General features: G+C 58.5%; 26 protein-coding genes and 1 other RNA gene. 6 read left to right on the top strand and 21 right to left on the bottom strand.

Translation table 11 applies throughout. The features are described 5' to 3' along the window. Positions 1–4: 4 nt before the first annotated feature. The 14 genes from WG29040_RS20510 to rsmI form a co-directional block, all read right to left on the bottom strand. Positions 5–961 (bottom strand): D-alanine--D-alanine ligase, encoded by a 957-nt coding sequence (locus WG29040_RS20510; RefSeq protein ID WP_010655578.1) that lies wholly within the window; start codon positions 959–961, stop codon positions 5–7. Beyond that, positions 958–2418 carry a UDP-N-acetylmuramate--L-alanine ligase gene (gene murC / locus WG29040_RS20505; protein ID WP_003443610.1) on the bottom strand — a complete coding sequence of 487 codons (1461 nt, stop codon included), beginning with the start codon at positions 2416–2418 and terminating at the stop codon, positions 958–960. Before murC ends, WG29040_RS20510 begins: the two co-directional genes overlap by 4 nt. Further along, positions 2411–3481 carry an undecaprenyldiphospho-muramoylpentapeptide beta-N-acetylglucosaminyltransferase gene (gene murG, locus WG29040_RS20500; protein ID WP_127196798.1) on the bottom strand — a complete coding sequence of 357 codons (1071 nt, stop codon included), beginning with the start codon at positions 3479–3481 and terminating at the stop codon, positions 2411–2413. Before murG ends, murC begins: the two co-directional genes overlap by 8 nt. Then, positions 3471–4685 (bottom strand): putative lipid II flippase FtsW, encoded by a 1215-nt coding sequence (gene ftsW, locus WG29040_RS20495; RefSeq protein WP_003443615.1) that lies wholly within the window; start codon positions 4683–4685, stop codon positions 3471–3473. Before ftsW ends, murG begins: the two co-directional genes overlap by 11 nt. Beyond that, on the bottom strand, positions 4682–6028 hold the full coding sequence (gene murD / locus WG29040_RS20490) for a UDP-N-acetylmuramoyl-L-alanine--D-glutamate ligase (RefSeq protein ID WP_003443619.1): 1347 nt from the start codon (positions 6026–6028) through the stop codon (positions 4682–4684). Before murD ends, ftsW begins: the two co-directional genes overlap by 4 nt. 5 nt (positions 6029–6033) lie before the next feature. Further along, on the bottom strand, positions 6034–7116 hold the full coding sequence (mraY, locus tag WG29040_RS20485; RefSeq protein ID WP_003443623.1) for a phospho-N-acetylmuramoyl-pentapeptide-transferase: 1083 nt from the start codon (positions 7114–7116) through the stop codon (positions 6034–6036). Beyond that, positions 7116–8483: a UDP-N-acetylmuramoyl-tripeptide--D-alanyl-D-alanine ligase gene (murF, locus tag WG29040_RS20480; RefSeq protein WP_127196797.1), complete on the bottom strand. Its 1368-nt coding sequence runs from the start codon at positions 8481–8483 to the stop codon at positions 7116–7118. The genes mraY and murF overlap by 1 nt, the downstream gene beginning before the upstream one ends. Further along, complete coding sequence (locus WG29040_RS20475; RefSeq protein ID WP_003443629.1) at positions 8476–9939, bottom strand: UDP-N-acetylmuramoyl-L-alanyl-D-glutamate--2,6-diaminopimelate ligase; 1464 nt, start codon at positions 9937–9939, stop codon at positions 8476–8478. The genes murF and WG29040_RS20475 overlap by 8 nt, the downstream gene beginning before the upstream one ends. Next, a complete protein-coding gene (locus tag WG29040_RS20470; protein WP_003443632.1) occupies positions 9939–11681 on the bottom strand; it encodes a penicillin-binding protein 2 in 1743 nt (580 codons plus the stop codon). The genes WG29040_RS20475 and WG29040_RS20470 overlap by 1 nt, the downstream gene beginning before the upstream one ends. Continuing rightward, positions 11678–11971: a cell division protein FtsL gene (gene ftsL, locus WG29040_RS20465; protein WP_003443637.1), complete on the bottom strand. Its 294-nt coding sequence runs from the start codon at positions 11969–11971 to the stop codon at positions 11678–11680. Before ftsL ends, WG29040_RS20470 begins: the two co-directional genes overlap by 4 nt. Next, positions 11968–12915, bottom strand: coding sequence for a 16S rRNA (cytosine(1402)-N(4))-methyltransferase RsmH (rsmH, locus tag WG29040_RS20460; RefSeq protein WP_003443642.1), 948 nt, complete (start codon positions 12913–12915; stop codon positions 11968–11970). Before rsmH ends, ftsL begins: the two co-directional genes overlap by 4 nt. After that, positions 12912–13367: a division/cell wall cluster transcriptional repressor MraZ gene (gene mraZ / locus WG29040_RS20455; RefSeq protein ID WP_003443645.1), complete on the bottom strand. Its 456-nt coding sequence runs from the start codon at positions 13365–13367 to the stop codon at positions 12912–12914. The genes rsmH and mraZ overlap by 4 nt, the downstream gene beginning before the upstream one ends. A 355-nt stretch (positions 13368–13722) precedes the next feature. Next, an RNA gene (gene rnpB / locus WG29040_RS20450) (RNase P RNA component class A) lies at positions 13723–14076 on the bottom strand. Between the two features lie 141 nt (positions 14077–14217). Next, entirely contained in the window at positions 14218–15072 is an 855-nt protein-coding gene (gene rsmI / locus WG29040_RS20445; RefSeq protein ID WP_003443648.1) for a 16S rRNA (cytidine(1402)-2'-O)-methyltransferase, read from the bottom strand. Between the two features lie 234 nt (positions 15073–15306). On the opposite strand from rsmI, the gene WG29040_RS20440 reads away from it, so the two are divergent. The 4 genes from WG29040_RS20440 (at position 15307) to WG29040_RS20425 (ending at position 18730) form a co-directional block, all read left to right on the top strand. Further along, positions 15307–17058: a penicillin-binding protein activator gene (locus tag WG29040_RS20440; RefSeq protein ID WP_127196796.1), complete on the top strand. Its 1752-nt coding sequence runs from the start codon at positions 15307–15309 to the stop codon at positions 17056–17058. Continuing rightward, on the top strand, positions 17058–17420 hold the full coding sequence (locus tag WG29040_RS20435) for a YraN family protein (protein ID WP_127196795.1): 363 nt from the start codon (positions 17058–17060) through the stop codon (positions 17418–17420). The genes WG29040_RS20440 and WG29040_RS20435 overlap by 1 nt, the downstream gene beginning before the upstream one ends. Positions 17421–17558: 138 nt before the next feature. Beyond that, a complete protein-coding gene (locus WG29040_RS20430) occupies positions 17559–18152 on the top strand; it encodes a phosphoheptose isomerase (RefSeq protein WP_029612203.1) in 594 nt (197 codons plus the stop codon). Next, complete coding sequence (locus WG29040_RS20425) at positions 18149–18730, top strand: BON domain-containing protein (protein ID WP_003443659.1); 582 nt, start codon at positions 18149–18151, stop codon at positions 18728–18730. The genes WG29040_RS20430 and WG29040_RS20425 overlap by 4 nt, the downstream gene beginning before the upstream one ends. A 60-nt stretch (positions 18731–18790) precedes the next feature. Here the strand turns inward: WG29040_RS20425 and WG29040_RS20420 are convergent, their stop codons facing one another. The 7 genes from WG29040_RS20420 to rplM all read right to left on the bottom strand — a co-directional run bounded on the left by WG29040_RS20420 (position 18791) and on the right by rplM (position 23705). Beyond that, on the bottom strand, positions 18791–19204 hold the full coding sequence (locus tag WG29040_RS20420; RefSeq protein ID WP_003443662.1) for a ClpXP protease specificity-enhancing factor: 414 nt from the start codon (positions 19202–19204) through the stop codon (positions 18791–18793). 18 nt (positions 19205–19222) lie between these two features. Beyond that, a complete protein-coding gene (locus WG29040_RS20415) occupies positions 19223–19840 on the bottom strand; it encodes a glutathione S-transferase N-terminal domain-containing protein (protein WP_010655575.1) in 618 nt (205 codons plus the stop codon). 186 nt (positions 19841–20026) lie between these two features. Further along, entirely contained in the window at positions 20027–20806 is a 780-nt protein-coding gene (locus WG29040_RS20410) for a cytochrome c1 (protein WP_003443669.1), read from the bottom strand. Then, positions 20806–22017 (bottom strand): cytochrome bc complex cytochrome b subunit, encoded by a 1212-nt coding sequence (locus WG29040_RS20405; protein ID WP_003443672.1) that lies wholly within the window; start codon positions 22015–22017, stop codon positions 20806–20808. The genes WG29040_RS20410 and WG29040_RS20405 overlap by 1 nt, the downstream gene beginning before the upstream one ends. After that, positions 22017–22616, bottom strand: a complete 600-nt coding sequence (gene petA, locus WG29040_RS20400; protein WP_003443673.1) for a ubiquinol-cytochrome c reductase iron-sulfur subunit — start codon at positions 22614–22616, stop codon at positions 22017–22019. The genes WG29040_RS20405 and petA overlap by 1 nt, the downstream gene beginning before the upstream one ends. A gap of 253 nt (positions 22617–22869) precedes the next feature. Next, positions 22870–23262 carry a 30S ribosomal protein S9 gene (gene rpsI / locus WG29040_RS20395; RefSeq protein WP_003216038.1) on the bottom strand — a complete coding sequence of 131 codons (393 nt, stop codon included), beginning with the start codon at positions 23260–23262 and terminating at the stop codon, positions 22870–22872. Between the two features lie 14 nt (positions 23263–23276). Then, entirely contained in the window at positions 23277–23705 is a 429-nt protein-coding gene (rplM, locus tag WG29040_RS20390; protein WP_003443674.1) for a 50S ribosomal protein L13, read from the bottom strand. A gap of 246 nt (positions 23706–23951) precedes the next feature. On the opposite strand from rplM, the gene WG29040_RS20385 reads away from it, so the two are divergent. Both WG29040_RS20385 and WG29040_RS20380 read left to right on the top strand, forming a co-directional pair. Continuing rightward, positions 23952–24992 carry an NADP(H)-dependent aldo-keto reductase gene (locus WG29040_RS20385; protein WP_003443685.1) on the top strand — a complete coding sequence of 347 codons (1041 nt, stop codon included), beginning with the start codon at positions 23952–23954 and terminating at the stop codon, positions 24990–24992. Positions 24993–25199: 207 nt separating this feature from the next. Then, entirely contained in the window at positions 25200–26120 is a 921-nt protein-coding gene (locus WG29040_RS20380) for a GlxA family transcriptional regulator (protein WP_177412996.1), read from the top strand. Positions 26121–26181: the final 61 nt, after the last annotated feature.

Raw genomic sequence — 26181 nt, 5'->3', positions numbered from 1 at the left:
GTTTTTAACCTCGAGCCTCGACGCTGGCTGCCAGAATCGACAGCACCAGCTGTTGAAAATCCAGACCGGCAGCACGGGCCGCCATCGGCACCAGGCTGTGATCGGTCATGCCCGGAGCGGTGTTGACTTCGAGCAGCCAGAACTGGCCATCGGTGTCCTGCATCACGTCCAGACGGCCCCAACCGGCGATACCTATCGCCTCACAGGCTTTAGCCGTGAGGTCCATGAGTTCTTGCTCCTTGGTGCTATCGAGCCCGCACGGGATCCGATACTGAGTATCCGAGGACAGGTACTTGGCGTCGTAGTCGTAGAACGAATGCGGGGTGCCCAGTGCAATAGGTGGCAGCACTTGGTCACGCAGGGTGGCGACGGTGAACTCGGGACCGGTGATCCATTGCTCAACCAACACTTGCGAGTCGTACTTACTGGCCTCTGCCCACGCAACGATCAACTCGTCAGCGCTGTTCACTTTGGCCATACCGATACTTGAACCTTCATGTGCCGGTTTGACGATCAAAGGGAAGCTCAGTTCCTTCGCCGCAGAAATACAATCGGCTTCGCTGGTCAGCACGGCATGACGCGGGGTTGGAATACCCAGGCTGTGCCACACCTGCTTGGTGCGCAATTTGTCCATTGCCAGCGCCGAGGCAAGGATGCCGCTGCCGGTGTAAGGGATGCCCATGTATTCGAGCAGGCCCTGGATGCTGCCGTCTTCACCGCCACGACCGTGGAGAATGATGAAGGCTCGGTCGATTTTTTCGTGCGTGATGCGGGCGATGAAATCGTCGCCGACATCGATCCCGAAGGCATTCACGCCGGCACTTTGCAGTGCTTCAAGCACGGCATTGCCCGACTTCAGGGACACTGCGCGCTCAGCGCTTTTGCCGCCGAACAACACGGCAACGCGACCGAAGTCGGCAGGGGCAATGGTGGAGAACAGATTGGCGTAGGCAGCGGTCATTTCAACTTCCCCCCGCTGGCTGCGACAACGGCACCGGCGAATAGTGGACTGTTAATAAGTTGCGGTGCCAGACGGCCGATATCGCCCGCCCCTTGGCACAACAGGATGTCGCCGGCACGCAGCAGCGGCTTGACGATCGGCGCCAGCTCAACGCCACGCTCGATGTAGATCGGGTCCAGCTGGCCACGCTGGCGGATGCTGTGGCACAGCTGACGGCTGTCGGCGCCCGGAATCGGCTCTTCGCCGGCCGGGTAGACTTCCATCAACAGCAGTACGTTGGCGTCGGCCAGCACCTGCACGAAATCGTCGTACAGATCGCGGGTACGGCTGAAGCGATGGGGCTGGTAAACCATGACCAGACGACGGTCCGGCCAGCCACCGCGCACCGCTTTAATCACGGCCGCGACTTCGGTCGGGTGGTGACCGTAATCGTCAACCAGCATCACGTGACCGCCTTCAACCGGCAGCTCGCCGTAGACCTGGAAGCGTCGGCCTACACCCTCGAAGCCGGACAGGCCCTGAACAATGGCCTCATCGCTGATGCCTTCATCAGATGCGATGCAGATGGTCGCCAGAGCGTTCAGCACGTTGTGGTTACCCGGCATGTTCACCGACACATCCAGCGGCTCGCGATCGGGGCGCAGCACCGTGAAGAAGGTCTGCATGCCTTGCTGGCGAACATTGATCGCACGCACATCGGCGGCTTCGCTGAAGCCGTAGGTGACGGTGGGACGCTTGACCAGGGGCAGGATTTCACGCACCACCGGATCATCCAGGCACAGCACGGCCAGGCCGTAGAACGGCAGGTTGTGCAGAAACTCGACGAAGGTTTTCTTCAGCTTGTTGAAGTCACCCTCATAGGTCGCCATGTGGTCGGCGTCGATGTTGGTCACCACCGCAACCATCGGCTGCAGGTGCAGGAAGCTGGCATCGCTTTCGTCAGCTTCGGCAATCAGGTAACGGCTGGTGCCCAGTTGTGCATTGGTGCCCGCTGCATTCAGTCGGCCACCGATCACGAACGTCGGATCGAGGCCACCGGCTGCGAACACCGAGGCCAGCAGGCTGGTGGTGGTGGTCTTGCCGTGGGTACCGGCTACGGCGATGCCGTGGCGATAACGCATCAGCTCGGCCAGCATTTCAGCCCGCGGCACCACCGGAATACGGCGTTCCAGGGCAGTCGCGACTTCAGGGTTGGAGGTGTTGACCGCACTCGACACGACCAATACATCGGCAGTGGCAGCGTTCTCGGCGCGGTGACCGATAAAGATGTGCGCACCGAACGACTCAAGACGCTCGGTAACTGGCGATGCGTTCAGGTCGGAACCCGACACTTCATAACCCAGGTTCAGCAGCACCTCGGCAATACCGCACATGCCCACGCCGCCGATGCCGACGAAGTGGATGCGACGGATACGGCGCATTTCCGGTTGCGGCATGGCTTTCTGATTCTCAACCATTGGCCACCTCCAGGCAGATATCTACAACGTTGCGGGTTGCATCAGGTTTGGCCAGGCGGCGAGCATTGGTCGCCATGCTGTTCAGTCGTTCCGGTTGCATCAAAACCTCTGTCAGGCGTGCGGCCAGTTCGGCTGCGCCAGTTGTCGCTTGCGGCATCAGGAAGGCAGCACCTTCGCGAGCCAGAAAGTCGGCATTACGGCTCTGATGGTCATCAATCGCGTGGGGCAATGGCACCAGCAGCGATGGCAGACCGGCCGCAGCCAGTTCACTGACGGTCAGCGCGCCTGCGCGACAAACCACCAGGTCGGCCCAGCCATATGCTTGGGCCATGTCTTTGATAAAAGGCTGCACTTGAGCCTCGACGCCGACCGCGCCATAGCGCTCGGCGGTAATTTGGTCGTGCTGTTTGCCGGCCTGGTGAAACACTTCAGGACGCACCTCAACCGGTACTCTGGCCAGTGCTTCCGGCAACAACTTGTTCAACGGCTCGGCACCCAGACTGCCACCCAGCACCAGCAGGCGCGCCTTGCGGCCTTCGAGTGCGGCCCGTGGCGCCAGGCTGAACAATTCAGGGCGGACCGGGTTACCGGTACTGCGCAGCTTGTCCGATACCGCGAAGGTTCCGGGGAAGGCTTCGCACACACGGCTCGACATCGGCACCAGCAAGCGGTTGGCAGTACCGGCCACGGCGTTTTGCTCGTGAATGATCACCGGCACACCGCAGGTTTTGGCTGCCAGACCACCAGGCCCGGTCAAATAGCCACCAAACCCGAGCACGCAGACCGGCTTGAGCTGGCGAATGATTTTGCGCGCCTGAAACATGGCCTTGAGCAATACAAACGGCGCCTTGAACAACGACAGCTTGCTCTTGCCACGCAGGCCGGTGACGTTGATCCGGTGCAGGGTAAAACCGGCAGGTTCAACCAGTTCGTTCTCGATCCCGCGCGGGGTTCCAAGCCAGTGCACGCTGTAGCCGCGTGCTTCAAACTCACGGGCGCAGGCCAGCGCAGGGAACACGTGTCCGCCGGTACCGCCCGCCATGATCAGCACATTAGCGCCCATTGTTCGGCTCCTCTGCGAAATCACTTTCTTTGAAATCAGTCTCTTCGCTGCCCAGGTGGGTTCGACTCTCCCACTCGATTCGCAACAGCAGACCCATACATACGCAGCAAATCACCAGGGAACTGCCGCCATAACTGAGGAATGGCAAGGTCAGACCCTTGGTTGGCAACAGGCCGACGTTCACCCCGATATTGATCAGGAACTGGCCGATCCACAGGAACGACAAGCCGTACGCCATGTAGGCGGCGAAATACTGTTTGGCCCGCTCGGCCCACATGCCGATGTACATGCCGCGCACGCAGACGAACACGAACAGGGCCACGGTCAGCAAGGAGCCGACCACACCCAGCTCTTCAGCCAGTACCGAGAATACGAAGTCGGTGTGCGCTTCCGGCAGGTAGAACTGCTTCTGTACGCTGTTGCCCAGACCGACCCCGAACCACTCGCCACGACCGAATGCGATCAGGGCCTGGGTCAGCTGATAACCGGAGCCGAACTGGTCGGACCACGGGTCGGTAAAGGTGATCAAGCGGGCCATACGATAAGGTTGCGCCTGCACCAGCACGAAGACCGCACCGACTGCCAGCGCCACCATCAGGGCGAAACGGAACAGGCCGACACCGCCCAGGAACAACATCGCTGCCGCTGCCCCCATCATTACGACGGTGGCACCGAAGTCAGGCTCCATCAGCAACAGACCGGCCATCGGCAGCAACACGATGAAAGGCTTGAAGAAGCCCATCCAGCTTTCGCGGACTTCCTTCTGCTGACGGACCAGATAACCGGCGAGGTAGATCACCACGAAAACCTTGGCGATTTCCGAGGGCTGTACGTTAAAGAAACTGAAGCCGATCCAGCGCATCGAACCGTTCACTTCACGGCCAATGCCCGGCAGCAGCACCATCACCAGCAAGCCGAACGCACCGATCAGCAATAACCAGCCCAGGCGCTGCCAGGTAGCAATCGGCACCATCATGGTCAGCACGCATGCAACAAGGCCAAGCACGATATAAAACAGGTGGCGGATCATGTGATAAAGGGTGTTGCCCGACTGCAGGGCGGCCACTTCAGACGATGCCGAGGTGATCATCACCAGGCCCAGGCCGAGCAAGGCCATGCAACCGGCCAGAAACGGGAAGTCGAGGTCAATGCCACGGCCCGTGATCAACGGCGAAGGGTAAGGTTTGAGAATGCCGAAAATCATGCCTGGGCCTCCACTGCACGCGCAAACAGATGGCCACGCTCTTCGTAATTTTTGAACATGTCGAAACTGGCGCAGGCCGGCGACAGCAATACCGCGTCACCCGGGCGGGCCAGCGAACGGCTTTGGGCAATGGCTTCGTCCAGGGAGCTGACGCGCACCTGGGGCACGCTATCGCCCAAGGCGTCGGCGATCAGGCCGGCATCGCGGCCCATCAGGACCACTGCGCGGCAGTACCTGGCCACGGAGTCGTGCAGGCCACTGAAGTCTGCACCCTTGCCGTCACCGCCGGCGATCAGTACCAGCTTGCCGTCCATGTCCGCTCCCAGGCCTTCGATGGCGGCCAGTGCGGCCCCCACGTTGGTCGCCTTGGAGTCGTTGTAGTAGCTCACCCCCTCAAACTCGCGTACCCACTGGCAGCGATGTTCAAGACCGGTGAAGCTGCGCAGGCCGCTCAGCATGGCGTCGAACGGCAGGCCCACGGCATGCCCCAGCGCCAGTGCCGCCAGGGCATTGGCCTGATTGTGGGCGCCGCGCACTTTCAGCTCGCGGACCGGCATCAGGTTTTCAAATTCGAAGGCGAGATATTTTTCGCCGTTTTCTTCACGCAGGCCGAAAGCCTTGAAGTCGGGTGCGCTCAAACCGAAGGTCCAGCACGGCAGCCCTTCGCTCATCAGCGGCCGGGTCAAGGCGTCCTGACGGTTGACCACCACCTGCCTGGCACCGCGGAAAATCCGGTGCTTGGCCAGGTGGTAGGCCGGCAGACCGCTGTAACGGTCCATGTGGTCTTCGCTGACATTGAGCACGGTGGCCACTTCTGCGCCCAGCTGGTTGGTGGTTTCCAGCTGGAAGCTCGACAGCTCCATGACGTACAGCTCGATGTCATCACTGAGCAGATCCAGCGCCGGCGTGCCCAGGTTGCCGCCGACGGCAACACGCTTGCCGGCAGCCAGGGCCATTTCACCCACCAGGGTGGTCACGGTGCTCTTGGCGTTGGAACCGCTGATTGCCACGATCGGTGCCTTTGCGTTACGCGCGAACAGATCGATATCACCGGACAACTTCACGCCACGGGCAGCCGCTGCCTGCAGTGCCGGAGTCGCCAATGCCAGGCCGGGGCTCACGTAGAGCTCATCGGCGCGGCACAGGAACTCGACATCCAGTTCGCCACAACGCACCTCCACCTGGGGGTAGTCACGGCGCAGCGTGGCCAGCTCCGGCGGATTTTCCCGCGTATCCGCCACAGCAAAGGACACGCCCTGCTGCGCCAGAAAGCGCACCAGGGACATGCCGCTCTTGCCGAGGCCGACAACGATGCGGAAGTGGTCAGAAGCGATCAGAGACACAGGTTCTACCTCAGCTTCAGCGTGGCAAGGCCGACCAGTACCAGAATCACGGTGATGATCCAGAAACGGACAATCACGCGTGGCTCAGGCCAGCCCTTGAGTTCAAAGTGGTGATGGATCGGCGCCATGCGGAACACCCGCTTGCCGGTCAACTTGAAAGACGCTACCTGGATCACCACAGACAGGGTTTCCATCACGAACACACCGCCCATGATGAACAGCACGATTTCCTGACGCACGATCACGGCAATGGTGCCCAGGGCTGCGCCCAGCGCCAGTGCGCCAACGTCGCCCATGAAGACTTGTGCGGGGTAGGTGTTGAACCACAGGAATCCGAGACCGGCACCGATCAGTGCGCCGCAGAACACAATCAGTTCGCCTGCGCCCGGGACATACGGGATCAACAGATAGTCGGCAAATTTCACGTTACCCGACAGGTAGCAGAAGATACCCAGGGCACCGCCAACCATAACGGTCGGCATGATCGCCAGACCGTCCAGGCCATCAGTAAGGTTGACTGCGTTGCTCGAGCCTACGATCACGAAGTAGGTCAGCACCACAAAGCCGATACCCAGCGGAATGCTGGCGTCTTTGAGTATGGGCAGAATCAGCGTGGTTTCGACTGCGCTGGGTGCCGTCATATATAGAAAGATCGCCGCGCCCAGACCGAACACCGACTGCCAGAAATACTTCCAGCGGCTAGGAAGGCCGCGAGAGTTTTTTTCGATCACCTTGCGGTAGTCATCGACCCAGCCAATTGCACCGAACAGCAAGGTCACAATCATCACGACCCACACATAGCGGTTGCTCAGGTCAGCCCAAAGCAGGGTGCTGATGGTGATCGCCGACAGGATCAGCGCGCCGCCCATGGTTGGCGTACCGGACTTGGACAAATGCGATTGCGGACCATCGTTACGCACCGACTGGCCGATCTGACGGTTTTGCAGGGTGCGGATCATCCACGGCCCCAGGCACAGGGACAAGGTCAACGCGGTGAGCACCCCAAGAATCCCGCGCAGGGACAGGTACTGGAAGACTGCGAAGCCCTTGTAGAACTGTTGTAGATACTCCGCTAGAAGCAGCAGCATTAATGTTTCTCCCCGCTGGAACCGCACAAAGCCGCAACGACGTTTTCCATCGCTGCGCTGCGCGAGCCCTTGATCAAAATAGTGGTGTTTGTTTCGTGCTCAGCACGAAGCGCCTGGATCAGGTCAGCCTGATTGGCGAAGTGACGAGCATGGTGTCCAAATGCAGTGACGGCATGAGCCATCATGGGTCCCACCGCATAGAGCGCTGAAACTTTGTCGGCGGCATAAGCGCCTACTTCACGATGTCCTTGCTCCGCCCACTCACCTAACTCGCCAATATCTCCGAGCACCAGGACGGTGCGGCCGGAAAAGGCGGCGAGTATATCAACGGCAGCGCACATTGAGGTGGGGTTTGCGTTGTAAGTGTCATCAATAATTCGCAGGCCGCCAGCGGTCAGTTGCGCCACCGCGCGACCTTTGACCGCAAGCACGGCTTGCAAGCCGCTGGTTATGCCAAACAGCGAGATGCCCAGGGCATGGGCAGCAGCTGCTGCGGCCAGGGCATTGGCGACGTTATGCGTGCCCAGCAGGTTGAGCTGAACGCGGGCAACACCCAAAGGGCAGTGCAAATCGAACCCGGGGCAACCCCGTGCATCGCGGGCCAGATTGCTGGCGTAAAAGTCTGCTTCTGGGTTTGTCAGGGCAAAGCTGAGTACCTTGCGGCCAGCAGCCCGGGCCTGCCAGATGCCAAAAGCCTTGTCATCCAGGTTCAGAACCGCGACGCCATCAGCGTCCAGCCCTTCGAGAATTTCGCCCTTGGCCTCGACGATTTTTTCCGGCCCGCCGAATTCGCCAACATGGGCGGTTCCGGCATTGTTGAGCACGGCAACATGGGGCTTGGTCATGCCGACGGTATAAGCAATTTCACCCAGGCGCGAAGCACCCAGCTCAATCACTGCCGCCGTGTGTTCCTGGGTCAGTTCGAGCAACGTCAGCGGCACGCCCAGGTCATTGTTCAAGTTGCCTTTGGTCGCCAGCACCGGACCACGGGTGCGCAGGATGCAGGCGAGCATTTCTTTAACTGTGGTTTTGCCACTGGAACCGGTAATCGCGGCAACCGGCTTGTGGTAGCCGGCACGATTGAGCGCACCCAGCTGACCCAATGCCACCCGGGCATTCTTGACCACCAGCTGCGGCAATGCCGACTCGGGCACTTCGCGTTCGACCAGTGCCGCAACCGCACCTTTGGCCGCCACTTCATTCAAATAATCATGGCCATCGAAACGCGGGCCGGTCAGGGCAATAAACAGCTGGCCCTTGGTGATCCCGCGGCTGTCGATGCTGACACCGTTGAAAAGGCTGTCGGCAGCGACCAGCCGACCACCCAGGGCAGAGGCAACTTCGCTCAGCAACAGAGGCTTAAGCATGGGCGGCCTCCCAGGCATTCAGGGCTTTCTCGGCTTGCACCAGATCAGAGAAGTCATGGCGCTCGCCATTGATTTCCTGATAGTCCTCGTGACCTTTACCGGCCAGCACAATGACGTCTTCGGCGTTGGCACCTGCAATCAATCGGGCAATGGCCTCACCGCGACCGGCGACGAAGGTGACGCTCTGGGGCGTAACGAAGCCTGCGCGGATGTCGTCGAAAATTTGTCCAGGTGCTTCCGAACGGGGGTTATCGTCCGTAACCAAAACCCCGTCGGCCAAGCGTTCAACCACTTCGGCCATCAACGGGCGCTTGCCGCGATCGCGATCGCCGCCGCAACCGAACAGGCACAGCAGTTGGCCTTTGGCGTGAGGACGCAGGGCCAGCAAGACTTTTTCCAGGGCATCCGGGGTGTGGGCGTAATCAACGACTACCAGCGGCCTGGTGCCGCCGCCCAGACGCTGCATGCGCCCCACAGGGCCTTCAAGCTTTGGCAACACGGCGAGGATTTCATCCAGCGCGTAGTCCAGGCCGAGCAAGGCGCCGACCGCAGCCAGTACGTTGCTCAGGTTGAAACGACCCAGCAGGCTGCTGCGCAAATGGTGCTCGCCCTGTGGCGTGACCAGTGTGGCGCGCACGCCATCGTCGTCGAAGGTCGCTTCGCGGCAGTAAAGGTAGGCGCTGCTGTCTTCGAGGCTGTAGCTGATCAGACGCGAATCATGTTTTTCTGCCGCCAGCTGGCGACCGAAGTCATCGTCAAGGTTAAGCACGCGGCAACCCAGGTCAGGCCAGGCAAACAGCTTGGCCTTGGCCTCGGCATACGCTTGCATGGTGCCGTGATAATCCAGATGGTCGCGGGACAGGTTGGTCAGGACGGCAACATCAAACGCCAGAGCACTGACCCGGCCTTGATCCAGCCCGTGGGACGACACTTCCATCGCCACGGCCTTGGCACCGGCTTTCTTCAGGTCAGCCAGCATGGCCTGTACGGCAATCGGGTCCGGGGTGGTATGGCGACCGCTTTGCAGTGCGCCATAAAAGCCCGTGCCCAGGGTGCCAACAATGCCGCAATGCTGCCCCAGCAGGTCCAGCGCTTGCGCAACCAGCTGGGTAACGCTGGTTTTGCCGTTGGTACCGGTAACGCCCACCAGGTTCACGTGATGGCTCGGGTCACCATAAAAACGCCCGGCGATAGACGACAGTTGCGCCGCCAGCCCCTTGACCGGGATCAGCGGTACGGCGGTGATCGGCAATACGTCCGCGCCTTCTACTTCATAGGCCACGGCTGCTGCGCCACGTTGCAGGGCGTCAGCGATATGTTCACGACCATCGAGCTTGCCACCCGGTACCGCGAGGAACAGATCCCCGGCTCGCACATTGCGGCTGTCGAGGGTCAGCTCACGGATCAACAGATCGTGACCTGCGTGAGGGAAAATCTTGTTCAGGCTCAGGGACATTAGCCGCGCCCTCCTTTGGCTGCTGCAGCGGTCGCGGCTGCTTGTTGCTCCGCGGCCGTCGGCAAGTTATCCGGCGTCACGTTCATCAGGCGCAGAGTGCCGGACATTACTTTGCTGAATACTGGAGCCGAAACCAGACCACCGAAGTAGCCCGCCTTGCTTGGCTCATCGATGACCACAACGATTGCGTAACGCGGATCGCTCATCGGGCCAAACCCGGCAAACAGGGAGCGGTACGAGTTGACGGCATAACCCTTGACGCCACCCGAGGATGTTTTACGCGCAGTACCGGACTTGCCGCCCACGTGATAGGCCGGCACCTTGGCCCGCCAGACGCCGCGCGGGTTCTCGATAACTTCCTGGAGCATCCCCTGAACAGTCTTGGCGACCTGCTCGGGCATGACTTGCGCGGCCTGCGCCGGCTTGTCGGCCTTGAGCAGGGTCAGCGGGGCGAGCTTGCCGTTGTTGGCCAGCGCCGAAAATGCGTGTACCAGCTGGATCGCCGTCACCGAAACGCCGTAGCCATAAGACAGGGTCGCGGTTTCAGCCTTGCGCCACTCGCGGTAGTTCGGCAGGTTGCCGACGCGCTCACCCGGGAAGCCCAGGCCCGTGTCCTGACCCAGACCCATTTTGGCCATCTGGCGGAAAATCGCTTCACCACCGATATCGAAGGCAACCTTACTCATGCCGACGTTACTGGAGTTGATCAGAATGCCCGTCAGATCAAGGATCGGGCCTTCAGTGCGCGATACGTCGCGAATGGTGTATTTGCCCAGTTGCAGCGTGCCCGGATACACCTCGACCTTATCGGTGGGTTTCCAGCGTCCGGTTTCCAGCGCAGCACTCATCGAAATCGGCTTTACCGTTGAGCCCGGCTCGAACACGTCGATCATGGCGCGGTTACGCATCATCGCCGGCTGCAGGTTGCGACGGTTGTTCGGGTTGTAGGTCGGCTGGTTGACCATGGCCAGAATCTCGCCGGTCTTCACATCCATAATTACCAGGCTGCCGGCCTTGGCACCGTTTTCGACCAGCGCATTGCGCAGTTCGCGGTTGGCCAGATACTGCAGGCGCAGGTCAATCGATAACGCCAAGGTCTTCCCTGCCTTGGCGTTTTTTGTAACCTGAATGTCTTTGATCAGACGACCGCGCCGATCCTTGATCACCTGTCGCTTGCCCGGCACGCCGGCCAGCCACTCGTCATAGGCCAGCTCAACACCTTCGCGGCCTTTATCGTCGATATCGGTAAAGCCGACCATGTGCGCAGTCACTTCACCCGCCGGGTAAAAACGGCGGAACTCTTCGATGCCATACACACCCGGCACTTTAAGGTCGAGCACCAACTGGCCCTGCTCGGGTGTCAAGCCGCGGACCAGATAGATGAATTCTTTATTGGCTTGCTGTTCAAGGCGCGCCGTCAGCACCTTGGGATCTTGCCCAAGCGCGTGGGCCAGGGCCGGCCAGCGATCCTTGGCCACCTGCATTTCCTTGGCGTTGGCCCACAACGTGGTCACCGGGGTACTGACGGCCAGTGGCTCGCCATTACGGTCAGTAATCAGGCCGCGGTGTGCCGGGATCTGGATGTGACGCAGACTGCGGGCATCGCCCTGCCCCTTGAGGAAGTCATGGTCGATCACCTGCAGGTAGACAATTTGACAGGCAATCGCACCTACCAGCAGTGCCAGCAATGCCAGCACTACACGAAAACGCCACGGATAGAGTGCGCCTTCGAGTTTGATCATGGCGCCACCATCCGAACTTCTGCTGCGCCCGGGATGCGCATTTTCAGTTGTTCGCTGGCCAGGGTTTCGATACGGCTATGGGCAGTCCAGGTGCTTTGTTCGAGGATCAGACGCCCCCACTCGGCCTGGGCCTTGTCACGCACACTCAGCTCCCCGTACAGGGTGTTGAGCAGCTGGCGGTTCCAGTGGGCGCTATAGGAAACGCCCACTGCCGAAACCAATACGGCAATAAACAGCAGCAGCATGAAAAAACTTCCGCCGGGAAGTGGTTTGGCGAAGAGCTTGTTCAACGAAGCTTCTCCGCGACGCGCATGACAGCGCTGCGCGAGCGCGGATTGGCTTTGAGCTCCGCTTCAGATGCGAACTGGGCCTTGCCATGGATTTTTATAATGGGATCGAAACTGGTGTGCTGAACCGGCAAGCCGCGGGGCAGGTTGTCGGGTTCACCTTTGACCAGGTCACGCATGAACAATTTGACGATGCGGTCTTCCAGGGAGTGGAAGCTGATCACCACCAGGCGACCGCCGACTTCCAGGGATTCAAGTGCCGCTTCGAGGCCGGCCTTGAGATCACCCAGCTCGTTATTGACGTGGATGCGCAGGCCCTGGAAGGTGCGGGTTGCAGGGTGCTTGCCCTTTTCCCAGGCCGGGTTGGCCACTTTCAGCACTTCAGCCAGATCGCCCGTGCGTTCAAACGGGGTAATTGCCCGGCGCTCAACCACCGCGCGGGCCATACGCCCGGAAAAACGCTCTTCGCCATATTCTTTGAATACGCGGGCAATTTCGTCCTGGGATGCGGTGTTTACAAACTCAGCCGCGCTGATCCCTTCATCCGGGTTCATGCGCATGTCCAGCGGGCCGTCATTCATGAAACTGAAGCCGCGCTCAGGATCGTCGAGCTGTGGCGAAGAAACCCCCAGATCGAGGAGAACACCGCTGACCTTTCCGGCCAGGCCGCGGGCGGCGATCTCGGAGCCCATCTCGGCAAAGCTGCGTTGCACAATGACAAAGCGGCCGTCTTCGGCCGCTAGCGCTTGCCCGGTGGCAATCGCCTGGGGATCTTTATCAAACCCGAGCAAACGGCCCTCAGGGCCAAGCTTCTGGAGTATCAGGCGGCTATGTCCGCCGCGACCGAAGGTGCCATCCAGATAGCATCCATCAGGACGTACGGCGAGAGCCTCTACGGCTTCGTCGAGCAGTACGGTGATGTGGTTGAAGTCGCTATCTATAGTCACAGGATTAAATCACGCAGTTCTTCAGGCATCGCGCCCGGTTGTTGAATGGCTGCAAGGTCAGCGGCAGAAACAGCTTCCCAGGCATCCTCGTCCCACAGTTGAAACTTGTTTAACTGGCCTACCAACATCGCGCGCTTATCCAACCTGGCATATTCACGCAAACGCGGCGGCACCAGAAAACGACCACTGCCATCGAGCTCTAGGTCGACGGCGTTACCAATCAACAGACGTTGCAAACGGCGGTTCTCTTCACGCAACGAAGGCAACGCCCGAAGCTTGGTTTCAATCAGCTCCCACTCGTCGAGGGGGTACACACACAAGCAGGGATCTACCGCATCAATGGTCACGATCAGTTGCCCGGAACTTCTCGAAATCAACTCGTCACGGTACCGGCTCGGCATTGCGAGACGGCCCTTGGCATCGAGACTGATTGCGTTAGCTCCGCGAAACACGAGGCGTCACTCCCAAAATTAGCGTTTTACGTCTAAAAAACCCACTTTATGCCACTTTTCGCCACTTGCGCACACTATAGGAATGCGCCCACCACACCGTCAAGGAGCGGCCCGAAGGAAAATCCTTACATAACTGAGATTTAGGAGGGTAAACAGACGTGCAGCAATAACCGGAGGGATTTTTTGACTCGCGAAGTGCAACAAACTCAAAGCCCTGGACTTCAAACTTAAAGTAGTTTGTTAAGAGTAAGAACTTTTTGGCATTACTCGGCAGATTTTCTTGCGAATACATCGGGGGAGATGGAGCGCTTGTTTCTTGTGGCAATCTGCCTGCAGCGCAAGCAGAAGAAAAAAGGTGGAGAGTCGATCTGTAAGCCGGGTTCTGTCGTGAACAGTCATTCGTCTACGATGGCCATCACTGGACATCTTTAGCAACCTACCCGGTTCCAGCGCGGGCCACGCCTTGGAACCCTATTTGGTCTTGCTCCAAGTGGGGTTTACCTAGCCACGAACTGTTGCCAGTCGTGCGGTGCGCTCTTACCGCACCTTTTCACCCTTACCGGCGCCGAAGCGCTTAGGCGGTTATTTTCTGTGGCACTTTCCGTAGGCTCACGCCTCCCAGGCATTACCTGGCACTTCGCCCTATGGAGCCCGGACTTTCCTCCCCCCCCTAATTTTCATAGAGGGCAGCGACTGTCCAATCGACTCTCCGGCGCGAAGATTAACTGTACAGAGCGTATAGAACAAGCGTTAAAAGCCAGATGGCAGTTTCATTCACCCTGCGCAAAGCCTTTGCCTGCCAGCCCGGACAACAAAAAAATAGCAAAAGGCCATTACTTAAACAGAGGCCTTAATCAACTTTTTGTTTTTCCAGCGCCACTTGATACAACACATTCTTTCGCTCGCCGGTTATTTCAGCTGCAAGTGCGGCCGCGCGTTTTAGCGGCATCTCTTTTAGCAGCAAGTCGAGAATGCGCATCGCTTCACTACTGACTGCTTCGTCTGTTTCAGGCGCAGTCCACCCTGCAACCAGCACCACGCACTCGCCACGCTGCTGGTTACTGTCGCCCTCGACAAAGGCGCGCAACTCGGACAATGGCAAACCCTTGAGGGTTTCGAAGGTCTTGGTCAGTTCCCGCGCCAGCAAGGCCGGGCGGTCCGGACCAAATACCAGCTCAAGATCTTGCAGGCACTCAAGGATACGATGTGGTGCCTCGTAAAAAATCAGAGTTCGCGGCTCTTCCTTCAGCAACTCAAGGCGCGTACGGCGCCCAACAGCTTTAGCCGGAAGAAATCCCTCGAAGATAAATCGGTCGGAAGGCAAGCCCGCAGCTGACAACGCCGCAATCAGGGCGCAGGCACCCGGCACAGGCACCACCTTGACCCCGGCCGCGCGTGCCTGGCGTACCAGGTGATACCCCGGATCGGAGATCAACGGCGTCCCGGCATCGGAGATCAGGGCGACATCTTCGCCAGCCAGCAAGCGCTGAATAAAGCGACTACCCTCATCACGTTCGTTATGTTCGTGACAGGCACCCAGGGGAGTGGTGATGCCAAAATGCTGCATCAAACGCAGGGAGTGACGCGTGTCTTCGGCCGCAATCAGCGACACGTCACGCAGCACTTTGAGCGCACGCGCACTGATGTCGTCCAGGTTCCCGATGGGCGTCGCCACCACATAAAGCGACCCGACAACGGAATTCATAGCACCTGGAGCAGTCAAAACGCACACCTCATGAGAGTTAAAGGCGCCATTGTAGCGCGTAGACCCCTCCTGAACGCACCTTCCAGTCAGACTGCAGAGTGCTTATTCGCAAAAATTTCACCGCCACAACCCGCAGAACTCATCTAAATTCAGGCTTTATCGCCTGTAACATCGCGCCCCGGCCAGTGCTTGGGTACAATTCCCGCTCTTTTGTTCGAGTAACAGGAACACTACATGATCGCTTGCCTGCGGCTGTTCACTGCCCTCTGCCTTGCTGCCCTGTTGGCGGCTTGCGCCAGCTCGCCCTCGTCCAGCCTTGGCGAACTCCCCCGAACCCCGGATGCCAGCCTTGAGCAGTTGCTGCAGCAGGCCTCCGAAACCAAAAATCCGGAAAAGGCCGCCTTGCTGCGCCTGTCCGCGGCTGATCTGGCCATGGGCCAGAACAATGATCAGCGCGCCGCGCAGATTTTGGCCCAGGTCCCGCTGGATCAGCTCAAGCCAGCACAGCAAGTCTTTGCCAGCACGCTGACAGCCGAACTGGCAATGAAGCGCAATGATCCCAAGGCTGCCGTGGCCGCCCTGAATCATCCAAGCGTGTCGCGCATCGGCGAGCTACCGAACGATTTGCAAGTACGCACCCATACCGTGCACGCCCGTGCCCTTGAAGCAGACGGGCAAACACTGGCCGCAGCACGCGAACGTGTAGCGATGAGCCCGATCCTGACCGGCGATGCTGCCAACAGCAACAATGACGCCATCTGGACATTGGTTGCCGCATTGCCGGTGGAGCAACTGCAGGCACAAAGCAACGATGTTCTGGGCGGATGGATGTCCCTGGCCCTGGCCGTGAAGAGCTCCGGCACCGTTCAGGACCAACAAAACGCCATAGACCAGTGGCGTGCGCAAAACCCGAATCACCCCGCTGCCATCCAGCTACCCGCTCCACTGATCAAGCTCAAGGAGCTGGCCAGCCAGCCTTTGACCAAAATCGCCCTGCTACTGCCTCAGGACGGCCAGCTGGCCTCTGTGAGCAAGGCATTGCGCGACGGCTTCATGGCTGCTCACTATCAAGCTCAGCAGGCCGGGCAAAACCCGCCAAGCATCCAGTTTTATGACAGCTCGCGCCTGGTATCCCTGGACGACTTCTACAACAAGGCACAAGCCGATGGCGTGCAACTGGTGATCGGCCCGCTGGAGAAATCACTGGTCAAGCAGCTGAGTGCTCGCCCGCAGCTGCCCATCACTACACTGGCCCTCAATTACAGCGAAAGCGCACATGGCCCGGCCCAACTGTTTCAGTTTGGCCTCGCCGCTGAAGACGAAGCCCGTGAAGTGGCTCGCCGCGCACGCGCCGACGGTCTGACCCACGCCGGCGCCATGGTTCCGAAAGGCGAATGGGGCGAGCGCGTACTCAATGCATTCCGTCAGGAATGGGTCGCCCACGGCGGCTCCATCGTGGGTATCGAGTACATCGACAAACCCGTAGCCCTGGCCCAGCAGGTCGGCGATCTGGTGCAACTGCGTAAAAACGCCGCCGAGCCGCTGCAGTTCCTGTTCCTCGCCGCCACGCCCCAGCAAGCCCAGCAGATCAAGCCGACCCTGAACTACCAATACGCAGGCGATCTGCCGGTTTACGCCACATCCCACGTCTTCAGTGCCAGCGGCAATCAGGACCAGTACAAAGACATGAATGGCGTGCGCTTCTGCGAGACCCCATGGCTGCTGGAGCCCGGCAACCCGCTACGCCAGCAAGTGGCTGCACAATGGCCACAGGCTTCAAGCAGCATGGGCCGCCTGTACGCCATGGGCGTTGACGCTTACACCCTGGCATCGCGCCTGGGCCAGCTCAAGGCTCTGCCAGACAGCCGGATCGACGGCTTGTCGGGCAGCCTCAGCATGAGCCCGACACAACATGTCGAGCGTCAGCTGCCGTGGGCCGAGTTCGTTAATGGCCAGATTCAACGCCTGCCCGATACTCCCAACTGATGCCCGAGCGCTCAAGCCTGCAAACAGGCAAGGATGCCGAGCGCCTGGCGCTGCGGCATCTTGAGCAACAGGGTTTACGCTTGCTGGCACAGAACTGGCTTTGCAAGCGCGGCGAGCTGGATCTGGTCATGCTTGACGGCGATACAGTAGTATTCGTCGAAGTTCGTTACCGGCAACACGCGCAATGGGGTGGCGCACTGGCCAGCATTGACGCACGCAAGCAGCAAAAGCTGATACTTGCAGCTCAGTACTTTTTGCAACGCGAGTCGCGCTGGGCCAATCATCCCTGCCGCTTTGATGTCGTAACAATGGACAGCGCAACACCTCACTTGAACTGGCTACGGAATGCCTTTGACAGCTGACCCGCTGTCAGGCCGATTCCAGCACCCTTTTATTAAACGATTTTGCTTTGCTTTGCGGGCTGCACATTCTTGTGCCGGGAAGTCACCCAGGAACACCTGGATCACGCTCGACCAGCCGCCCTACTTAAGGTCACATAGATGGACATGCAATCCCGGATTCGCCAGCTTTTTCAGGCCAGCATCGACACCAAGCAGCAGGCGATGGACGTTCTTGCACCCCACATCGAGCAAGCCAGCCAAGTGATGGTCAATGCCCTGCTCAATGAAGGAAAAATGCTTTCGTGCGGTAACGGCGGCTCGGCAGGCGATGCCCAGCACTTTTCATCCGAGCTGCTCAATCGCTTTGAGCGCGAGCGCCCCAGCTTGCCCGCCATTGCACTCACCACCGACACCTCGACGATCACCTCGATCGCCAATGACTACAGCTTCAACGAGATTTTCTCCAAGCAGATCCGCGCCCTTGGCCAGCCCGGGGATGTATTGCTGGCCATTTCCACCAGCGGCAACTCGGCCAACATCATCCAGGCAATCCAGGCGGCCCACGACCGCGAAATGATCGTGGTTGCCATGACCGGCCGCGACGGCGGCGGCATGGCCTCGCTGCTGCTGCCCGAGGACGTGGAGATTCGCGTCCCGTCCAATGTCACTGCACGTATTCAAGAAGTCCATCTGCTGGCGATCCACTGCTTGTGCGACCTGATCGACAGCCAACTGTTCGGGAGTGAAGAATGACCTTTAAACGCCTTAGCCTTGTGGCACTGACTCTGTGCCTGGGCCTGACTGCCGGCTGCAGCTCGGTGCTGACAGCTACCCGCGATACGCCTATTGAAGATGATCGCGGCACCCGCACTTTCGGCAGCAAGATCGATGACTCGCTGATTGAAACCAAGGTCGCCGTGAACGTGGCCAAAGCCAGCCCTGACCTGGACACCGGCTCGCATATCGTCGTCACCAGCTACAACGGCATCGTATTGCTGGCCGGCCAGACTCCCCGCGCCGAGCTCAAGGCCCAGGCCGAGCAGGCTGCCGCCGCGGTTCAACGGGTGAAGAAGGTCAACAATGAGTTGCAGGTCATGGCTCCGTCCTCGATCCTCGCCCGCAACAACGACGCCTGGCTGACCACCAAGATCAAGACCCAGATGCTGACCGACAGCCAGATCCCGGGCTCACGGATCAAAATCGTTACCGAGAACGGCATTGTCTACATGCTGGGCCTGGTGACCAAACAGGAAGCCACTCGCGCAACCAATCTGGTGCAAAGTGTTTCCGGCGTACAGAAAATCGTGAAGCTGTTTGAGTACATCGACTGACAAGCTCGCTCCTGCAGCCCGGACACAAAAAAGGCGACCCTTGCAGGTCGCCTTTTTTTGTTACTTGACCACTTTCAGGCTAGGCCGACCCGTAGGTCTTGGCGGCTCAGTACCTGGCGGCGGCCCATCGTCATCCGGCTCAACCTCGTCATCGCCGTCCATAGGCTCTTCCAGGTCAAACACCATACCCTGACCATTCTCACGGGCGTAAACCCCCAGAATGGCCGCAATAGGCACGTACAACGTGTGCGGCACACCACCAAAACGCCCTTCAAAGCTCACTGCTTCGTTGTCCATGTGCAATTGACGCACGGCGGTTGGCGAAACATTCAGGACAATCTGCCCGTCACTGGCAAAACCCTGGGGCACTTGCACCTTCGGGTAGTCAGAGTTAACCAGCATGTGCGGAGTGCAATCGTTATCAACAATCCACTCATAGAGCGCACGCACCAGATAAGGTCGACTTGAATTCATCAAGGGGCTCCTAAAGCCTTAGCGCATGTCGCGTTCGACACCAGACAAACTTGCCCGGAAGGTCTCACGCGCAAACTGGCGCTCCATATAGTCAAGCAGCGGCTTGGCCGGCCGCGGCAATTCAATGCCCAAAATGGGCAAGCGCCAGAGTATCGGCAATAGACAGCAGTCGACCAGACTTAGCTCTGTACTGAGGAAAAAAGGTTTGTCTGCAAACAATGCAGACACGCCTGTCAGACTCTCACGCAGCTCTTTACGCGCCTGGACCCGAGCCGGCTCCTTGGTACGCGAATCGAGAATCAGGTCCACCAGCACACACCAGTCGCGCTGGATGCGATGAATCAGCAGACGGCTATTGGCCCGCGCCACCGGATAAACCGGCAACAGCGGCGGATGCGGATAACGCTCATCCAGATATTCCATCACCACAGTCGACTCCCACAACGCCAGGTCACGATCGACCAGGGTTGGCAGGCTGCCGTAGGGGTTCACTTCGATCAGCTTCGGCGGCTGACGGCCCGCCTCCACACTGATGATCTCGGCGCTGACACCTTTCTCGGCGAGCACGATACGTACTCGATGGGAATAGTGGTCGGCGGGGTCGGAGTAACAGGCCAACCGATTGGTCACGCCCATGGCGGTCCTCCTCGCTTGTTGAAATTATCAGGAGCGGAAAAACGAACGCGCCCAAGGAACGTCTCCGGCAACCGCAGAACCCGGGCGGGCAAGGCCTTGCGACCTTGCCCGCCACTCATCCTGCAGTGTTACCTTTTCAGAGACACCCTCGGGCGCGCACGATTAACAGCGATGCGTGTAACGATATCAGTGCACATCTTTCCAGTATTCGCGCTTGAGCAGATAAGCGAATACGAAGAAGAAGGCCAGATAGAGCAGTACGTAGGTACCGATGCGCTGATGCTCCAGCTTCACCGGGTTGGCCGAATAGGCCAGGAAGGTCACAAGGTTCTTGATCTTCTCATCGAACTGCTCTTCAGTCAGCGTGCCGGTTTTAGGCAAAACTGTCAGCTGGTCGCATGCTTCATGTGTCAAAGGCGTGCCAGTGAGCGGATCATACTGCTTCTTGCCGTCTTCGACGATCTGAACTTGCTTGCAGCCTACCACCTGACGACCTTGCAACGGTGCCAGAACGTTCGGCATTCCCACATTCGGGAAGACTTTGTTGTTTACACCCCATGGCCGTGACGGGTCTTCATAGAAAGACCGCAGGTAGCTATAAAGCCAGTCAGTACCACGCACACGCGCCACCAGGGTCAAGTCTGGCGGTGCAGCACCGAACCAGGCCTTGGCGTCTTCCGGCTGCATGCCGATGTTCATGTGGTCGCCGATTTTGGCCCCGGTGAACACCAGATTCTCGAGCATGAGCTCATGGGGAATCCCCAGGTCATCGGCCACACGCTCGTAACGCTGGAACTTGGCACTGTGACAACCCATGCAGTAGTTGGCGAACGTACGTGCGCCGTCCTGCATGGCTGCCTTGTCAGAAACATCGATGTCGACCTTGTCGAGCTGAACGCCCTGCTCCGCCGCAAAGGACAGCACAGGCATCACCGCAAGCATCAATACAGCAAATAGCTTTTTCATCAGCCAGTCACCCTTTCCGGAACCGGTTTGGTCTTCTCAAGCCTGGTGTAGAACGGCATCAGAATGAAGTAGGCGAAGTACAGGAACGTACAGACCTGCGACAGCAACGTACGACCCGGGGTCGGCGCCAATACACCCAGCACGCCCAGAATCACGAACGAGATGCAAAACACCCAGAGCCAGATTTTGCTCAGCCAGCCCTTGTAGCGCATGGATTTGACCGGGCTACGGTCAAGCCATGGCAATACGAACAGCATGGCAATCGCAGCCCCCATGGCGATGACGCCAAGCAGCTTGTCCGGAATTGCACGCAAGATCGCGTAGAACGGCGTGAAGTACCAGACAGGCGCAATGTGCTCCGGCGTTTTAAAGGCGTTAGCCTGTTCAAAGTTCGGTTTTTCCAGGAAGTAGCCACCCATTTCCGGGAAGAAGAACACAATCGAACAGAAGATAAACAGGAACACCACTACGCCGACGATATCTTTCACGGTGTAGTACGGATGGAAGGGAATGCCATCCAGCGGTACGCCGTTTTCGTCTTTATGCTTTTTGATGTCCACGCCGTCAGGGTTGTTCGAGCCGACTTCATGCAAGGCCAGAACGTGCAGCACCACCAGACCCAGAATCACGATAGGCAAGGCCACAACGTGCAAGGCAAAGAAGCGGTTCAGGGTAATGCCGGAGATCAGGTAGTCACCGCGAATCCACTGTGTCAGGTCGTTACCGATAACCGGAATCGCACCGAACAGCGAGATGATCACCTGGGCACCCCAGTAGGACATCTGCCCCCAAGGCAACAGATAGCCCATGAAGGCCTCTGCCATCAGGGCCAGATAGATCATCATACCGAACAGCCAGACCAGCTCCCGCGGCTTCTGATAGGAGCCGTAGAGCAGGCCACGGAACATGTGCAGGTAGACCACCACAAAGAACGCCGACGCACCCGTTGAGTGCAGATAGCGCAGGATGGAACCGTATTCGACGTCACGCATGATGTATTCGACAGAAGCAAAAGCTTCTTCTGCCGACGGCGTATAGCTCATGGTCAGCCACACACCGGTGACAATCTGATTAACCAGAACGAGCAATGCGAGAGAACCGAAGAAATAGAAGAAGTTGAAGTTCTTCGGGGCGTAGTACTTGCTGAGATGGTCTTCCCACATTTTAGTCGCGGGGAAGCGGGCATCAATCCAGTCCATGAACTTGCTCATTACGCGCTCTCCCCTTCAAGGCCAACGACAATCACATTGTCACTGCCCTCAACATAGTAGTAAGGCGGTACTGGCAGGTTCAATGGAGCAGGTTGCGACTTGTAGACGCGGCCGGCCAGGTCATAGTGGGAACCATGGCAAGGGCAGAAATAACCCCCTACCCAATCCTTGCCCAGGTCAGCAGGAGCGACCTCGGGGCGGAAAGTCGGCGAACAACCCAAGTGAGTGCAAATTCCGATCAACACCAAAACTTCTGGCTTGATGGATCGCCACTCGTTTTTTGAGTTTTCAGGTTGATCGGATTGATTGGATTCGGGATCAGCGAGCTGCCCTTCAATCTTCTTGAGATTTGCCAGGATCTCCTCAGTGCGGCGGACAATGAATACTGGCTGACCACGCCATTCAGCAATCATCTGCTGCCCTGGCTCAATCTTTGCAATATTCACTTTCACCGGTGCGCCTGCGGCTTTCGCCTTGGCACTGGGAAACCACGACCCCACGAACGGGACCGCCGCCCCCACCGCTCCTGCAGCACCCACCACGGATGTGGCTGCTACGAGGAAGCGACGCCGGCCGACATTTACGCCGTCATTGCTCATTCAGTCCTCTCCCATCAGCTTTGTGGCCTGTTAAATCAGGCATCTACTAAGTAAAAATCTGAACTTATAAAAATTTTGCAGAATGGTAATGAAAAGCCCCTACTCTGACAAGGTAATTACCGCTCTGGGTCGGCTACAGGCCTTGTAGTATAGGCATTTGCTGAATGTGGCAAGTTGTCACACCAACAATTCATCACCCATAAAAAAAGCCCAGCTCCTAAGGAGACTGGGCTTTTTTGAACGAAGCTGCGAATTAACGCTTCGAGTACTGCGGACGCTTACGCGCTTTACGCAGACCGACTTTCTTACGTTCAACTTCACGAGCATCGCGAGTTACGAAGCCTGCTTTGCGCAGAGCGCCACGCAGAGTTTCGTCGTACTGCATCAGTGCGCGAGTGATACCGTGGCGGATTGCGCCAGCCTGACCACTTACACCACCACCGATCACGGTGACGTAGATATCGAATTTCTCGACAGTCTCAGTCAGTTCCAACGGCTGACGAACTACCATGCGGGCAGTTTCGCGACCGAAGAAATTCTCCAGAGTGCGGTTGTTGATCGAGATGTTACCGGTACCTGGACGCAGGAAAACGCGTGCAGTTGCGGTTTTACGACGGCCAGTGCCGTAGTTTTGAGTCGCCGACATAATGAACTATTCCGTTAAAACTTCAGTTCTTGGGGCTGCTGAGCAGTATGAGGGTGAGCAGCGCCCGCATATACTTTCAGCTTACGGTACATGTCGCGACCCAGCGGGTTTTTAGGCAGCATGCCTTTAACCGCGGTCTCGATCACGCGTTCAGGAGCTTTGGCGATCAGCTTTTCGAAGTTGATCGACTTAATCCCGCCCGGGAAACCGGAGTGAGAGTAGTACATTTTGTCAGTGGTTTTAGCACCAGTGACACGAATCTGCTCGGCATTGATAACAACGATGTAGTCACCGGTGTCAACGTGCGGAGTGTATTCAGGCTTGTGCTTGCCACGCAGACGGCTCGCGATTTCGGTGGCCAGACGACCCAGTGTCTGGCCAGCAGCGTCGACGACAAACCAGTCGCGCGTAACTGTTTCCGGTTTAGCAGTAAAAGTTTTCATTCTTTATAGCCTCAGGGGCCGCCCTGTAAATTAGACGGCGGATCTTACTGAATAGTGCGTACTTTGACAAGTCAAAGGCAGCCGGATACAGACGCTATCGGGGGCTCGGGTCAGCGCGTCCGTTCAACGGCAAGATTCTTCGGCAGGCGGCGCATCACTTCCACCGCAGAAAGAGGTCGGCAATTATCCAGATTGCGAAAAAAAATACAACCTGCTTTTATGATTCTTTACCCGAAGGAGTCACTGATGGACTATCGCCAGCTAGGCCGCACCAATCTGCAAGTCAGCGCCATTGCCCTCGGAACCATGACCTGGGGCGAGCAAAACACCCAGGATGAAGCCTTCGCACAAATCGATTACGCGAAAAACGCCGGGATCAATTTCATCGACACCGCCGAAATGTATCCGGTGCCACCCAAAGCAGAAACCTACGCCAGCACCGAGCGTTACATCGGCAACTGGTTCAAAAGCCGGGGTGATCGGGCCGACTGGATCCTGGCCAGCAAGATCGCCGGCCCCGGCAATGGCATCGACTACATTCGCGACGGCCAGCTCAAACACAACCGCAATCATATCGTCCAGGCACTGGATGCCAGCCTTGAACGCCTGCAAACCGACTGGATCGACCTCTACCAGCTGCATTGGCCAGAGCGCAGCACCAACTTTTTCGGGCAACTGGGCTACAAGCACAACGCCGATGAAGACTTTACCCCCCTCGAAGAAACCCTCGAAGCCCTGGACGAACAAGTCAGGGCCGGCAAAATTCGCCATATCGGCCTGTCCAACGAAACACCCTGGGCCACCATGAAATTCCTGCAACTGGCTGAAAGCCGTGGCTGGCCGCGCGCCGTTTCGATCCAGAACCCCTACAACCTGCTTAACCGCAGTTTTGAAGTCGGCCTGGCTGAAATTGCCATTCGCGAACAATGCGGGCTGCTCGCCTATTCGCCCCTGGCGTTCGGCATGCTCTCTGGCAAGTACAACGGCGGCGCCCAACCTGCAAAAGGCCGCCTGACCCTCTACAGCCGCTTCTCGCGCTATTCAAACCCGCAGGCGGTGGCTGCCAGCGAACGTTACGTGGCCCTGGCTCGCGAACACGGCCTGGACCCGGCGCAAATGGCGCTGGCCTATGTCACGCAACAGCCCTTCGTCACCAGCAACATCATCGGCGCGACGACGATGGAGCAACTTGCCAGCAACATTGGCAGCTTCGACCTGAAACTGTCGGATGAAGTCCTCGCCGGCATTGAAGCCATCCACAGGGACCAGCCGAACCCGGCACCCTAGCTATCCCGCCTCCGTAGCAGCCTTTGGCTGCTACGGAATTAGCCTCTGCCCCTTCCCCCTAGACATACAGGATAAAAAATAAGACGATCCAGCCGTAAGTTGACCAATTTCACCTATAAGAATAATCAAATCATGTCTAACCATCTCTCCACGCCCCTGCGGCGCGTCAGCATTCTGGCCATCGATCGGGTATTTGCCTCGACCCTGATGCAAGCCAAGGATTTCTTTCACCTCGCCAGCCTGCGCCATGGCAAACAACTGGGCCAGGGCCTCAACGCCAGCTTCGAAACCCGACTGGTCAGTCCCGACGGCAAACCTGTCACCAGCTTCAGCGACGTGGTACTGCCGGTCGATGGCGCACTGGAAGACACTGACATCATCATCCTCCCGGCCTTCTGGGACGACTTTGACACCCTGTGCCAACGCTACCCGCAGATCCTGCCCTGGCTACGCGCACAACATGCCCGCGGTGCCGTTCTCTGCGCAGAAGCCAATGGCGCGTTCTGGCTGGCCGAAGCCGGGCTGCTGGACGGCAAGGAAGCCACCACCTACTGGCGTTTTTTCAGCACCTTCGCCGAACGTTTCCCACGGGTGCACCTGAACCAGGACAAACACCTGACCGATGCCGACAACCTCTACTGCACCGGCGGCCCGACCTCTGCCTGCGACCTCTATATTTATCTGATCGAGCGCTTCTGCGGCGCCAACATCGCCCAGGCCGTGGCCCGCGACATCCTCTACGAAGTGCAGCGCAACTACACCCCCGGGCGTATCGGTTTTGGCGGGCAAAAGCTGCATCAGGACGTGATAATCCTGCAAATCCAGCACTGGCTCGAAGAGCATTTTGCGGACAAGTTCCGCTTTGAAGACGTAGCCCGCGAACACGGCATGAGCATCCGCAACTTTATGCGCCGCTTTCAGATGGCAACAGGCGACAAACCCTTGCACTACCTGCAACGCCTGCGCATAGAGACCGCCAAGGGCCTGCTCTCGGCCTCCCGCAAGAGCATCAAGACCATCAGCTACGACGTGGGCTACGACGACGCCAGCTTCTTTGCACGGCTGTTCAGGCAGCACACCGAACTGTCGCCCAATCAATACCGCCAGCAGTTCCAGCAGGCCGCCTGACCTTCAACCAGGCGCTCTGTGGCTGCAAGTCCGACTCCTGCATGGATCGCGAGATATAAAA

The organism is Pseudomonas sp. PAMC 29040 (assembly GCF_003994535.1).
In the GTDB taxonomy this organism is placed as follows: Bacteria; Pseudomonadota; Gammaproteobacteria; order Pseudomonadales; family Pseudomonadaceae; genus Aquipseudomonas; species Aquipseudomonas paraversuta.
The sequence above is the reverse complement of the archived record's forward strand: the minus strand, read 5'-3'. Positions and strand labels throughout refer to the sequence as shown.

What these genes read in the sequence shown, in the direction of transcription:
- mraY (WP_003443623.1), bottom strand. Translation starts at nt 7,116, where the DNA reads ATGCTGCTGCTTCTAGCGGAGTATCTACAACAGTTCTACAAGGGCTTC.
- WG29040_RS20420 (WP_003443662.1), bottom strand. Translation starts at nt 19,204, where the DNA reads ATGAATTCAAGTCGACCTTATCTGGTGCGTGCGCTCTATGAGTGGATT.
- rpsI (WP_003216038.1), bottom strand. Translation starts at nt 23,262, where the DNA reads ATGTCGGCGACTCAAAACTACGGCACTGGCCGTCGTAAAACCGCAACT.
- WG29040_RS20380 (WP_177412996.1), top strand. Translation starts at nt 25,200, where the DNA reads ATGCAAGCCAAGGATTTCTTTCACCTCGCCAGCCTGCGCCATGGCAAA.
- ftsW (WP_003443615.1), bottom strand. Translation starts at nt 4,685, where the DNA reads ATGATTTTCGGCATTCTCAAACCTTACCCTTCGCCGTTGATCACGGGC.
- rsmI (WP_003443648.1), bottom strand. Translation starts at nt 15,072, where the DNA reads ATGAATTCCGTTGTCGGGTCGCTTTATGTGGTGGCGACGCCCATCGGG.
- WG29040_RS20415 (WP_010655575.1), bottom strand. Translation starts at nt 19,840, where the DNA reads ATGGGCGTGACCAATCGGTTGGCCTGTTACTCCGACCCCGCCGACCAC.
- murC (WP_003443610.1), bottom strand. Translation starts at nt 2,418, where the DNA reads ATGGTTGAGAATCAGAAAGCCATGCCGCAACCGGAAATGCGCCGTATC.
- WG29040_RS20405 (WP_003443672.1), bottom strand. Translation starts at nt 22,017, where the DNA reads ATGAGCAAGTTCATGGACTGGATTGATGCCCGCTTCCCCGCGACTAAA.
- WG29040_RS20510 (WP_010655578.1), bottom strand. Translation starts at nt 961, where the DNA reads ATGACCGCTGCCTACGCCAATCTGTTCTCCACCATTGCCCCTGCCGAC.
- WG29040_RS20475 (WP_003443629.1), bottom strand. Translation starts at nt 9,939, where the DNA reads ATGTCCCTGAGCCTGAACAAGATTTTCCCTCACGCAGGTCACGATCTG.
- WG29040_RS20430 (WP_029612203.1), top strand. Translation starts at nt 17,559, where the DNA reads ATGGACATGCAATCCCGGATTCGCCAGCTTTTTCAGGCCAGCATCGAC.
- WG29040_RS20425 (WP_003443659.1), top strand. Translation starts at nt 18,149, where the DNA reads ATGACCTTTAAACGCCTTAGCCTTGTGGCACTGACTCTGTGCCTGGGC.
- murF (WP_127196797.1), bottom strand. Translation starts at nt 8,483, where the DNA reads ATGCTTAAGCCTCTGTTGCTGAGCGAAGTTGCCTCTGCCCTGGGTGGT.
- murG (WP_127196798.1), bottom strand. Translation starts at nt 3,481, where the DNA reads ATGGGCGCTAATGTGCTGATCATGGCGGGCGGTACCGGCGGACACGTG.
- WG29040_RS20435 (WP_127196795.1), top strand. Translation starts at nt 17,058, where the DNA reads ATGCCCGAGCGCTCAAGCCTGCAAACAGGCAAGGATGCCGAGCGCCTG.
- WG29040_RS20470 (WP_003443632.1), bottom strand. Translation starts at nt 11,681, where the DNA reads ATGATCAAACTCGAAGGCGCACTCTATCCGTGGCGTTTTCGTGTAGTG.
- WG29040_RS20410 (WP_003443669.1), bottom strand. Translation starts at nt 20,806, where the DNA reads ATGAAAAAGCTATTTGCTGTATTGATGCTTGCGGTGATGCCTGTGCTG.
- WG29040_RS20385 (WP_003443685.1), top strand. Translation starts at nt 23,952, where the DNA reads ATGGACTATCGCCAGCTAGGCCGCACCAATCTGCAAGTCAGCGCCATT.
- petA (WP_003443673.1), bottom strand. Translation starts at nt 22,616, where the DNA reads ATGAGCAATGACGGCGTAAATGTCGGCCGGCGTCGCTTCCTCGTAGCA.
- rplM (WP_003443674.1), bottom strand. Translation starts at nt 23,705, where the DNA reads ATGAAAACTTTTACTGCTAAACCGGAAACAGTTACGCGCGACTGGTTT.
- WG29040_RS20440 (WP_127196796.1), top strand. Translation starts at nt 15,307, where the DNA reads ATGATCGCTTGCCTGCGGCTGTTCACTGCCCTCTGCCTTGCTGCCCTG.